This window comes from Archangium sp., from assembly GCF_036388035.1.
Classification (GTDB): domain Bacteria; phylum Myxococcota; class Myxococcia; order Myxococcales; family Myxococcaceae; genus Archangium.
Map to the genome: position 1 here is coordinate 1 of NZ_DASVSO010000571.1, position 11,638 is coordinate 11,638.

At 69.6% G+C, this 11,638-nt stretch carries 10 protein-coding genes; 7 read left to right on the forward strand and 3 right to left on the reverse strand.

Translation table 11 applies throughout. The features are described 5' to 3' along the window. Together VF697_RS22990 and VF697_RS22995 are read left to right on the forward strand one after the other, a co-directional pair. A partial coding sequence (locus VF697_RS22990) for a DUF1501 domain-containing protein (protein WP_331098412.1) occupies window positions 1–939 on the forward strand: 939 nt, incomplete at its 5' end. After that, window positions 936–2,294: a hypothetical protein gene (locus VF697_RS22995; protein ID WP_331098415.1), complete on the forward strand. Its 1,359-nt coding sequence runs from the start codon at window positions 936–938 to the stop codon at window positions 2,292–2,294. The genes VF697_RS22990 and VF697_RS22995, both read left to right, overlap by 4 nt. A gap of 30 nt (window positions 2,295–2,324) precedes the next feature. On the opposite strand, the gene VF697_RS23000 is transcribed toward VF697_RS22995, so the two are convergent. Both VF697_RS23000 and VF697_RS23005 read right to left on the reverse strand, forming a co-directional pair. Next, complete coding sequence (locus tag VF697_RS23000; protein WP_331098417.1) at window positions 2,325–2,894, reverse strand: hypothetical protein; 570 nt, start codon at window positions 2,892–2,894, stop codon at window positions 2,325–2,327. A gap of 5 nt (window positions 2,895–2,899) precedes the next feature. Continuing rightward, window positions 2,900–3,700 carry a hypothetical protein gene (locus VF697_RS23005; RefSeq protein ID WP_331098419.1) on the reverse strand — a complete coding sequence of 267 codons (801 nt, stop codon included), beginning with the start codon at window positions 3,698–3,700 and terminating at the stop codon, window positions 2,900–2,902. Between the two features lie 772 nt (window positions 3,701–4,472). Between VF697_RS23005 and VF697_RS23010 the strand changes: the two genes are divergently transcribed. After that, window positions 4,473–4,898: a hypothetical protein gene (locus VF697_RS23010; protein ID WP_331098420.1), complete on the forward strand. Its 426-nt coding sequence runs from the start codon at window positions 4,473–4,475 to the stop codon at window positions 4,896–4,898. Window positions 4,899–4,973: 75 nt separating this feature from the next. Here VF697_RS23010 and VF697_RS23015 read toward each other — a convergent pair whose 3' ends face one another. Next, the gene (locus VF697_RS23015; RefSeq protein WP_331098422.1) at window positions 4,974–6,308 is read right to left on the reverse strand and encodes an amidohydrolase; all 1,335 of its coding nucleotides are present in this window, start codon (window positions 6,306–6,308) and stop codon (window positions 4,974–4,976) included. Between the two features lie 179 nt (window positions 6,309–6,487). On the opposite strand from VF697_RS23015, the gene VF697_RS23020 reads away from it, so the two are divergent. The 4 genes from VF697_RS23020 to VF697_RS23035 all read left to right on the forward strand — a co-directional run bounded on the left by VF697_RS23020 (window position 6,488) and on the right by VF697_RS23035 (window position 11,365). Next, window positions 6,488–8,905 carry a protein kinase domain-containing protein gene (locus tag VF697_RS23020; RefSeq protein WP_331098424.1) on the forward strand — a complete coding sequence of 806 codons (2,418 nt, stop codon included), beginning with the start codon at window positions 6,488–6,490 and terminating at the stop codon, window positions 8,903–8,905. A gap of 306 nt (window positions 8,906–9,211) precedes the next feature. Beyond that, a complete protein-coding gene (locus tag VF697_RS23025) occupies window positions 9,212–9,826 on the forward strand; it encodes a TIGR02265 family protein (protein ID WP_331098426.1) in 615 nt (204 codons plus the stop codon). 31 nt (window positions 9,827–9,857) lie between these two features. After that, on the forward strand, window positions 9,858–10,511 hold the full coding sequence (locus VF697_RS23030) for a hypothetical protein (RefSeq protein WP_331098428.1): 654 nt from the start codon (window positions 9,858–9,860) through the stop codon (window positions 10,509–10,511). Continuing rightward, complete coding sequence (locus tag VF697_RS23035; protein WP_331098430.1) at window positions 10,508–11,365, forward strand: alpha/beta hydrolase; 858 nt, start codon at window positions 10,508–10,510, stop codon at window positions 11,363–11,365. Before VF697_RS23030 ends, VF697_RS23035 begins: the two co-directional genes overlap by 4 nt. Window positions 11,366–11,638 lie beyond the last annotated feature (273 nt).

Genomic DNA, 11,638 nt, shown 5'->3' on the forward strand with positions numbered 1-11,638 from the left:
GCCACCGGCTTCCTCACGCTCGTCAACTACGGCCTGCGCCAGCGCGTGGCGGAGGCGGCGGCCCAGGGGAGGATTCTCCTGCCGGCCTTCAGCCTCGGCGAGGCGGGCATGGCCACGGGCGCCAGCAACTACGCCACCTACCGGCCTCCCGTGCTCGAGGGCAGCGGCTTCGAGCGCTTCAGCGTGGACCCGGAGTCGAGCCTGCCCCCGTGGGCGGCGAAGGTCGCCAACCAGCTGGACACCCGCTTCCACGCGCGGCTCCACACGGCGCTGCGCGGCGGCGTGGAGACGTACCAGCAGACGCGTGAGGCCACGCGCGAGTACGGCCGCATCTTCCGCGACCCGCTGCTGCGGGTGAGCAGCGACTCCAACGACGTGGTGGACGGCATCAGCAACCGCGAGCTGCGCACGCTGCTGGGCACGGACACCACGGGCCAGCGGGCCGCGCTCGGGCTGCGCCTGTTCCACTTCGGCTGCCCGGCGGTGTTCCTCAACCAGGGCGGCTACGACTTCCACTCGCGCGAGGAGGCGGAGCTGCCGGCCGAGATGGACTCGGCCAACCGGCTCCTCAGCGGCCTGCGCACGGCCCTCCAGAAGATGCAGCACCCCGAGGGCGGCACCTACTGGGACAAGACGCTGGTGGTGCTCGGCAGCGAGTTTGGCCGCACCACGGGCGGCAGCCGCTTCAACTCCGCCAACGGCAGCGACCATGGCCCCGACCTGGCCACCCGGTGGATGTCCATGCCCTTCATGGGCGGGGTCATCTCCGGCGCTGGCAAGGGCGGCAAGAGCCTCGGCTCGGTGCGCGCCTCGGACCTCAAGGCCACCGGCAAGGTGTACTCCTACCGCTCGGTGCTCAAGACGATGCTGGACCTCCTCGGCGCGGACCACGAGGGCGTCTTCCCCGCGGACGCCCCCATTCAGGACTTCTTCGCATGAAGCGCTCCCTCCTCGTTTCCACGCTCGCGGCCCTGTCGCTGGCCTGCGGCTCCTCGAATCCCACCACGGACGAGGGCACCATCCCCTTCGAGCCGAAGCGTCCCACGCCGGACGCGCCCGCGCAGGTGGCCGCATACACGGGCTCGGACGCGGACGTGCTGGCGGCCCAGAAGACGTACCCCACCGGGCTCGACGTGCACCGCAAGCTGGTGATGCGCACCTGCAGCGGTACCAACGGGGTGTGCCACAACCAGAAGGAGTACCCGGACCTGCACACGGCGGCCACCTTCACGGCCGCCATCGGCGCCCCGTGCAACGTGCAGTCGGGCAGCCCGGAGGGTGTGTTCGACCGGTGCGAGCGTCTGGGCGACCGCTTCCGCTTCACCGAGCCGTCCTTCCGCGAGATTGAGATTGGCTGGTTCGAGCTCGTCATGGGAGAGACCCCGGAAAACGTGCGGCCGGACGCCGCCACGCCGGGACTGCACCTGTACCTGCATGACCCCGTGCCCGTGACCCAGGAGCGCATCGGCGCCACCGGCACCTTCATCCGCAACTTCGTCGACGACCAGGGCAACGTGCAGGCGCTGTCCTTCGCCAGCTACAAGACGCGCTGGTGGATCCTCGACGACCGGCGCCACCTCTTCGCCGAGGTGAGCGAGTACCAGCGCGACACGGTGGAGAGCCTGGTGGCCACCGGCATCGTGCAGGGCGACCAGAACCGCAATGGCGTCTTCGGGGCGCGCATCGTCGGCAACACCGTGCCGCTCATCAACCCGGGCAGGCCCGAGGAGAGCTACCTGGTGGCGCGCCTGCGCGGGTACATGGGAGGCCAGCCCGTCCCCGGCACCCGCATGCCACTGGCCAACCAGCCGCCGAACGTGCAGGACATGCTGGCGCTGATGTGCCTCATCCAGGGCCTGGACCCGCAGGCCACGCAGTGGAACCTGTCCTCCGCCATCGACTACAACAAGTGCACGTACTCGGCGGACCCGTCGGCCCTCAGCCTCGCGGGCACCGGGGACACCTGGCGGGGGCGCGTGCTGCCGCTGCTCCAGTCCAACTGCGGCGGCTGCCACGGCGGTGACAGCCCCCAGGCCGGGTTGAACCTGCTCGGCACCTCGGACGAAGTCTACTCGCGTCTGGTGCTGAAGCCCTCGCTCCAGAATCCCGCGCTCAACCTCATCCAGCCCGGCAGCCTGGACAAGAGCTACCTGTACCTCAAGCTCACGGGCGACGGCAGCATCACCGGCAGCCGCATGCCCATCAACCCGCTCAACGGGAACGCCGCGCTGCCCGACGCGGATCGCCAGTCCATCGAGAACTGGATCTTCGTCGCGGGAGCGGCGAAGAACTGAGGCAGCGGAACCGTTCGCGGGTGGGAGTCCTCACCGCCCGCGGACGTTGCCGCCGAGCGCCAGGGCCGAACCGACGAAGGGCAGCACCCGCGTGTAGCCCTGGGGCGGCGGCAGCGCGGTGGTGCTGCCCGTGCCGAGCTGCGTGATGCCCTCGGGTATCAACCGCGCGAGGTTCCAGCTCTTGCCCCCGTGCGTGAAGTCCACGCTGGAGCGCAGCGCCGCCGAGAACAGGTTGCTCGAGAGCGGCCCCACCGACGTCCCCACGGCGATGGAGAGGCGCTCGAAGGTGGCGATGGGCTCGCCCTGGGAGAACGTCTCCGGGCGCGAGAAGTCACCGCGAGGCTCGCGTTGGAGGTACAGCGTGAAGCGGCCCGTGGTGTCGAGCGATACCGAGAGATCTCCGTTCTGGAGTGTCTGGGTGGAGAAGGGCTCGGAGCGGAAGGTGAAGAAGGCGGTGGCCTCGCCGGGAGGGCCGTTGAAGAGGGGGGAGAGGCCCCCGAGGTGCGCGAAGTAGCCCAGGTCCTGCACCTTGCCGTCGAGCGCCTCGTAGAAGCGCCCGATGGCGTACCAGACGACGCCCGCGATGGGATGGAAGTCCATAGCTGTCAGGGTTGGAGGGAGCGTGGCTCACCCTGATGAGAGCGCGCCGAAACCGGTACATAGCACTTGCCCTGGTACTCGGCGTGGTCGTCGTAGCAAGGCGGGCGCTTCGCCAACTCCAACCAGCATCCGCCGTTGATCTCCACTTCCCCCTTCTTGGGATAGCAGGGAGCCTTGGCCTGGTCGCTGAAGGGCTTCGCGGGCAGGGGATATGCGATGGCCGTTGCGCCCGGAGTGGTGTCCGCCAGGACGGGTGCCATGGTTTGTGCTGCCGCCTGTTCGGTGGCCCCATCGCTGGCGCTCTCCTTTTCCTTCGGGCTCTCGAGATCTTCCGAGAAGCGTGGCCAGAGAACCGCGCCCAAGGCGAGCACGGCGGCGAGTCCGGCGACAGGCAGTGCGCGCCGTGAGCGCGGCAGCCGGCGGACACGCCCCATCCACCGCTTCCAAGCACCTACGGGTCCGCCCGTCAGGTGGGCGCGTGCTTCGTCATTCTTCTCCAACCGCTCGACAGCGGAGGTGACGAGGTCGAGCATGTCGGCCAGCTCCGGCAGTCGACCCGAGGCGGGGGCGTGCTCCACCACCAGCGTGACGTAGGGGGGCTCGGCATGGGAGGAGACGCACACCCGCCAGGACTCCTTGGGCTCCCAGTCCGCGCGGGCTCCAGGCACCACCACCAGGGCTGGTGCGCCCGAGTGGACGTTCTCCGCCGCGTAGATGCGACCCAGGTCCACCCCCACGTTCCTGTACCGCCTGCCGATGTTGAACGGTCCCAACCGTCCGCCCTTCCAGGTCTTCTCGTCAGCCACGCGCGGCCTCCTCCCTACTTCCGCAGTTGTACACCTCCGGGTGGCGTTGGAGGGAACTCGCTTCGTTTCATGCATCATCGATTTCCAGACCGTGGGCTACTTGGGACAGACTCACTCGGAGCGCGAGTTTTTCGGCTGACATAACGGCGGTAGGGCTTCTTTTGCGAATGCGCCTGGTGGCCGGACAATTCAGCCGCGCTTTCAGATCTGGGAGCTCCATGCAACGAGTTGGTGTCGTCGAGCCAGGTCGACCGTGCTGTCCGATCCTCCTCGCTGTGGGGGTTGCGCTTCTCTCATCGGCGTGCACATCCGCGAACGCCTCCCGGTACGCGAGCGGCCTCGCGCTCACACAGGCCGAGTGCAATCAGACCGACAACACCTCCTCCTGTTGCCTCAAGCAACACCCAGGGGACTACGAGCGGTGTGGGGCGAGGGCTCCGACGACCCAACCCGCTCAGCCCAACTATCTGCCACCGGGACGACCAGAATCCGAGTCCTCGCCGATCCCCGAACTCCCAACCCAGGAGGAGCGGGAGCGGTGGGACAAGGACATCTGCCGGCCGCACTATGCGAAGTGCATCCGGGCTGGAGGTGGAAGCGTGGATGGCCGGGTTTGGAACGAGACGCAATGCAAAGCGTGTTACGCAGCGTGCACGCGTTATGGTTACTGGCCCTTGCGTGCGAACGAAAAGCCGTGTCCCGGGGCGTGACCATGGAGCACACACAACAGGAGCCTTCCTCTACGTTTGGTGAGGAACTCGATCTTCTCTTCTTGAAGTTGATCGAGGCGAAGGCGCCCTACGAGGAGTGCAAGCGCGAACTCCTGAAGCTGGAAAAGCGTTGGCTTCACAGGGCCAGGACCCGAACGCAGCACCTCGCGGTGCGGCGCATCATTGCAAGTACCCTTCTCACCGAGGCGTACGGCTCCAACATGCCGTGGAGTGAGTTCGGCCGGTGGCTTCGCCGTATCCAGCGGCTCGACTTCAACGATCTCGGGATGCGCGTTCACGTCGCTTGCCTCTACGTCCAGTCGCTCCAGCTCTTCCCTCGGCAAGCACGAGAAGCCTGGAACATGCTGGAGGACGCGGAGCGGCGAGCGCTCCGACTTCGTCGCGAGCGCCCCCTGCGGCAGGAACATCTCGATGCCATCGCGCATGCGAAGAAGGTGGCGAGGATCCCTCGGCCGTTTCCTCGTTGAGCGCTTGTCGGGGCAGGCTCACAGCGAGCGCCTCACGAAACAATGAGCCGCGATCCCCCCTGGTTCACCGCGTGCTCAAGGCTGGTAGCGCTGGATTCGGGCCTCGGGCACGCGCTGGGCCAGACGCTCCATGGTGCTCGCCACCTCGGTGAGCACGCGCTCCTTGTCGAGTGTCAGCAAGCGGCGCTCGCGCAGGATGACGCGGCCGTCCACCATGACGGTGTCCACGTCGCTGGCGCGAGCGCTGTACACCAGCCCGGCGGTGAGGTTGTGGGGGGGCTGCCAGTGCGCGCCTCGGGTGTCCACGAGGATGAGGTCCGCCTGGTAGCCGGGCGCGAGCGTGCCGATGCGGTCTCCCAGCCCCAGCGCCGCCGCGCTGCCCCGCGTGGCGATGTCGAGCGCCTCGGCAATGGGCAGCACCTCGGGGTCCATCGCCTCGTGCTTCTGCATCAGCGTCATGAGGCGCAGGCTCTCGAAGAGGTCCAGGGTGTTGTTGCTCACCGCGCCGTCGGTGGCCAGGCCCACGGCGACTCCCGCCTTGCGCAAGGCGCGGATGGGAGTCATGCCCATGGCCAGCTTGAGGTACGTCTTGGGCGCGTGGGCGATGCCGACAGTCGCCCGGTGGCGGGCGAGCAGTTCGATGTCCTGGGGCAGCAGGCCGCAGCCGTGGGCAACCAGGGTGGGCACGCTGAGCACACCGGTGTCCCGGAGCACCTGGATGGGCGTCAGTCCCCGCTTCGCCATGCTGGCGTTCGTCTGGTTCATCTCCTCGGCGGCGTGGATGTGGATGCCAATCCCGAGCCGGTTGGCGTGCCCGACCGAGGCGCGCAGGAAGCCGTCGTCGCACGTATAGGGCGCGTGCGGGGCCATGCAGGTGGTGATGCGGCCGCCCGCACCGCCCTTCCAGCGCTCGGCGAAGGCGGCGGTCTCGGCCAGCGCGGGGTAGCCGCGGCTGGAGAACACGGCCTGTCCCAGGTGGGCCCGGGAGCCCGCCTCCTCGACGGCCCGCGCCACCTGGTCCATGTGGAAGTAGTGGTCGGCCACCGTGGTGATGCCACCTTCAATCATCTCGATGAGGCCCAGGAGCGCGCCCCAGTAGACGTCCGTCTCGGTGAGGTTGCTCTCCAGCGGCCAGATGAACTCGTTGAACCAGCGCTCGAGGGGCACGTCCTCGGCCAGCCCCCGGAAGAGCACCATGGGCACGTGGGCGTGGGTGTTGATGAGCCCGGGCATGGCGAGCATCCGCTTCCCCTCGAGCACGGTGACGCCAGACTCGGGGGGGCTCCCGGTGGGGCGGATTTCGGCGATCCGGTTGCCGCGGACCAGGATGTCCTGGTGGCGCGCGAGGGAGAGCGCTCCACTCGCGTCGGGGACGAGCGCGTGACAATCGCGGATGCAGGTGTCCGTCATCGGGGGCCTCTCGTGTCTCGGCCCGGGAACGCCGAGCGGGTAGTGGGGCTGCGCGCCCCCGAGTGTAGGCACGTCCGCTCGCGGGGGGCTGCCCTCGTGCCTGCCTGCTCCTCGCCCGTCGCCTTTTGTACCCCGCGTGAATGGCGGGGCAGGGGGGCCCGGGTTACATTGCAGGCGCCGTGCCTGAGAACCTCCGACCCCCCGATTCCGCCCTCGATGGGGGCGACAACACCGTCATCCGCCCCGCGGGCGCCCCCGCCACCCAGGAGGGCTCGCCCCTCTTCGCCGGACGTTACGCCCTGCTGCGCATGCTCGGCCGGGGCGGTATGGGCACCGTGTACGAGGCACGCGACAGCCTCGTGGGTGATGTGGTGGCCCTCAAGACGTTGGAGCTCGGCAAGGACGCCAGCCCGGACGCGCTCGAGCGCTTCAGCCGCGAGGTGCGCCTCGCCCGTCGCATCACCCACCCCCACGTGGCGCGGATGCACGACCTGGGCACCCACCAGGGCCAGTCCTTCCTCACCATGGAGTACGTGGAGGGGGAGGATCTGCGGGTGCTGCTCGCGCGCGAGCGCCTGCTGAGCGGGCCTCGGGCCGCCCGCATCGCCCTGGCCGTCTGCGAGGGGCTGGCCGCGGCCCATGCCGCGGGTGTGGTGCACCGAGACCTCAAGCCGGCCAACGTCCTCGTCGAGAAGGGCGGCCGCGTGGTGCTCACCGACTTCGGCATTGCCCGCGCGGTGGCGGGGGAGGTCGCCTCGCGCACCATGGGGACCGTGGGCACGCCCATGTACATGGCACCAGAGCAGGTGTCGGGTGACCCCGTGGACGCGCGCGCGGACCTCTATGCCGTGGGGTTGCTGCTGCACGAGATGCTCACCGGCGAGGCACCCTTCACCGGGGACACCCCGTGGGCCGCCGCCATGGCCCGCCTGCGTCAGTCCCCACCGGACTTGCGCCAGCGCGCCACCATCCCCGCGCCGCTGGCCGAGGTGGTCCACCACTGCCTCGCCCGCTCCCCGGAGGAGCGGCCGGCGAGCGCGCTCGAGGTGGCCGAGGTGCTGCGGCAGTGGCTGGTCAGCGTGGGGGAGCCCACCCTATCGGCCCCGCATTCCACCCCGGGGCCGATGACGGCCTCGCATACCCCCTCGCCCGCCACGTCGACGTCGACCACGCGCGGCATGCCGCGCACCTCCACCACTCCGACGGTGAAGCAGGGCGTGGCGCTGCTGCCGCTGCGCTTCCAGGGGCCTCGCGAGCACGAGTACCTCGGGGAGACGCTGTCCGAGGCCCTCATCGACCAGCTCTCCCGGGTGCGCGTGCTACGCGTGCCCGGCACCGGGGTGATGGCGCGCTTCCGCGACGAGAGGGACCCGCGGACGGTGGGGCGTGAGCTCGGGGTGCAGATGGTGGTGGACGGGACGGTGCAGTGCGCGGGCGCCATGGTGCGGGTGTCCGTGCGGCTGCTCGAGGTCCAGTCCGGCACCCAGCTCTGGAGCGGCCGGTTCGAGCATGCCTCCAACGATGCCTTCGAGCTGCAGGACCGGCTGGTGCCGCGCATCGCCGAGGAGCTGCGCGGAGAGGTCATCCTCTCGGCCTGGCGCGCGAACACTCCGCCCGAGGCGCTGGAGCTGTACCGCCGGGCGAGCACCCAGTTGTATACGGCGTTCCGCGGGGGCCACGACGGGGGGGCACAGGTACTGCTCGACTCGTGCCTGGAGCAGGCGCCGGACTTCTCGCCGGCCCTGGCGCTGCATGCCATCGCCAGCATGCGCGTGTTGTTCATGGGGCCGAAGGACCCCGCGCGCGACCCTGCCGCGCAGGCGCGCGCCAGCGTCGAGCGGGCCCTGCGCCTGGCGCCGGACATGGCGGAGACGCACCTGGCCCGGGCGATGCTCGCCGCCCAGGAGAATGACTGGCGCTCGGCCGTCAGGTCCCTGCGGACGGCCCTGGACATCGCGCCCAGCCACCCTCCGTCGCTGCAGTACCTGGGCAGCATCCAGTGCGAGGCGGGCCGCGCGGATGAGGGGCTCGTGCGGCTGCGCCTGGCCTATGACTTGTCGCCCACCCTGGTGACGGCGCTGTTCGAGCTGGCCCGCTGCAGCGCGCTGCGCGGGCAGCTGGACGACTACCGGTGGGCGATGGAGCGGCTGGTCGCGTCGCCGGGGCACCGCATCGCGGCACAGTCCCTGCGTGGGCGGGTCGCCGCGTGGAACCGGGACGTCGAGGAACTGCGGCGCTGCCGGGCCGCGGCGGCCGATGAGCCGGACTTCGTCTCCCGCATGGTGGGCCACTATGCCGCCGCGGTGCTCGGAGAGGAGCCGGCACTCGAGACGCTCCCCTTGTTCGACAAGGCACTCGCCCAGACGGACAGCCCGCGCTTCATCTCGATGATGTGCCAGCTCGCCACGGAGATTCTGGGCCTCTGTGGTCACGCGGAGAAGGCGCTGGAGTACTTCCAGCGGGCCGCGGACACGGCGCTCATCGACCTGGAGTGGATCGACCGCTGCCCCGCGCTCCAGCCGCTGCGAGCGCTGCCGGGCTTCGCGGAGGGGCGGCGCAAGGTGCGCGCCCGGGTCGAGGCCATTTGGATGGGGTGAGCGCTCGCGCCGGGACGGGACGAACGCCGCCTCAGTACGAGTGGAGACCTGCAGTCACACCGCAACGCAAGTGTCTCCGCGCCGTCAGACGGGCCAGGTTCCCTGGCTTTCACACGCCCGGGTCCGCGCTCCACTGTCCGCCGACGTCAGTCCGGCCCGTTCCACCCTTGGCCCCCCTTACCCAAGGGTGCCTCACCGGGTAGCCTTGGGTAAGGGATGTCGCCCATCAATCTTCCGGAATCTCACCCGCAGGTCCCAGCAGGTGCGCCGGAGCGGCTCGGCCCCTCCCACCGCGAGAGAGATGTCATGGACACGCCTGCCACCTCACAGCCGCTGGTTCCTGGTTCGGAGGAGGAGCTGCGGTGTCGTCTGTCCCTCGTCTCCCCGACGGACCACCTGCGGGGGATCTTCTTCACCGGCGTGCTGGAGCTGGTGCGGCGGGAGGAAGGCGAGGCGGCGGCGCAGTGCTGCCTGCAGGTGTGTGAGGAGACACAGTTCCTGGATTTCTTCGACTACTCCTACGAGGTGTTCCTCCGGCTGCTCTACACGGCGGGGCGGGTCCTCAGCGACAGGCACGGGGGCTTCGAGAAGGCGCTGTGGTGGATGGGCTATGAAGTCACGAAGGTCTTCTATGCCTCCTCGGCGGCGGGCAGGGTGCTGCTGCTGATGGCCCAGGGAGACCCGAGGCGGTTGCTCAGCAACGTGCCCTCGTCCCTGCAGCTCGTCTCGAGGAACCGGGAGTGCCAGGTGCGGCTTCAGGGTCCAAAGAGTGGCGTGATGCTCAAGCACGATCTGCTGCCCCGTGCCTTCATCGAGGGGGGATTGGTGGCGACGTTCGACGCCGCGAAGGTGAAGGGCGTGCAGGTGCGCTCGCGCCCGCTGGGACCGACCGAGAACGAGTACGAGTTCACCTGGGCGTGAGGACTCGCGGGCTTCCTCTATGGGTCGGGGCGTGATGAAAGCCGTCCTGTTGTTGCTCCCCGCCCTGCTCGCCACGGGATGCGGATTGACCACCCAGGTGCGTCCGGTGCCGCGAGGCGCCGTGCAGGTGGAGGGGGCCGTGGGTGGGCCTCTCGTGAAGGTGGGGCCGGTCATCCCCGTGCCGCTGAGCACCGTGGGCGCCCGCTACGGCGTGGCCGACCGCTTCGACGTGGCGGCCCACGCCCACCTCACCTCGCTCTCCTTCGGCGTGGCGGGCCTGGACGTGGGCGGCTCCTGGCTGGCGCTCGCGCAGGACGGAGCGCTGCCGGCCCTCGCGCTGGGAGGCCGCCTCTACGGCTTCACCAGCCTCTTGCCCGAGCGGCGCGTGTCCCCGCGTGCCTACGTCGAGGTGTCGCCTACCGTCAGCTACCTCCTCGGTGGGCGCTTCCTCTCCTACGCCTCGGCCACCGGCCTGGTGCAGCTCGCCGGCGGGCCGCCCCTGCTGTCGCTGGCCGTGGGCGAGGAGGTACGGCTGGCCCGGTGGGGCGTGCAGGCCGAGCTGCGCTGGTACCAGCCGGACTACGCCACCCGCTTCAACGCGGCGGACTGGCAGGGCGTGGGGGGCCGAGGGGCACTCGGCGCCGTGCTGGGCGTGCGCTACCGCTTCGGAGAGGACGCGCCATGAGCCGCCGTGGGTTGCCGCTGGGAGTGCTGCTCGCCGTGGTGGGAGGGGGGGCCTGCTACGACCTGGACCCCTTCCTCTATTCGCGCACGCGGGTGGACCACTACACGCTGCCCGCGCAGGGGGACACGCCCGAGGAGACGGTGGCTCCCGAGCGCATCGAGCCGGTGGAGCTCGTCGTGGACGGCCAGGTGCGGCTGGGGGCGGCGTACGTGAAGGCCGCGCAGCAGCCGCCGCGCGCCTACGTCCTCTACTTCCACGGCATCTGCTGCAACCTGGACGTGCACCTCGCCCGGCCCAAGGGGTTGGCCAACCTCGGCTACGACGTGCTCGTCTTCGACTACCGCGGCTGGGGCACCTCCACGGACGTGGAGCCCACCGAGCCGGGCTTGTTGGAGGACAGCAGGGCGGCGCTCGCGTGGCTCTCCGCGCGCACGGGCCTGCCGGCGAATCGCCTCGTCTACTACGGACGCTCCTTCGGCAGCGCGGTGGCCACCCAGCTCGCGGTGGACTCGCCGCCCGCGGCCCTCCTGCTCGAGTCCCCCTTCAGCTCCGTGCAGGGGCTGGTGCGTGACTCCAGCAACATGGACCTCCCCGCCGCCTTCCTGGCCGAGGGCTCCTGGGACACCGAGGGCCGGGTGCGCGCGCTCCAGGGAGTGCCCCTGCTGCTGCTGCACGGCACCGCGGACGACTTCGTCCGCCCCGAGTTCTCCGAGCGCCTCTATTCCGTGGCGCACGAGCCCAAGCAGTTGGTGTGGGTGGAAGGCGCAGACCACGACAACGTTCCCCAACGTCTGGGCGTGGAGTACGCCCGTACACTGGGCAACTTTCTCGCGTCGACGCGCAGCCGTCCCTGATTGGCAACCCGCGCCCGGGTGCACATCCTCGTTGTCAAGGCGATATCCGGGGAATGCCTGGAAGTTCTCCTTGAAAGATTGATTTCAGTTTTCAGGCATGTCCGAGGTAAAAATTCAATGCCCGCGTTGATCGCTGTCTGGACACTGACGGGAGTGCCGAGAACATCAGGCGACGGGTCAGACCCGGTTGCCATGGTCGCAAAGCTGCCTCAGGAGAGAGCAATGCGTCTGAACGAAAGGGGAGGGGGTACTGATGCGCGCTAATACCCACAG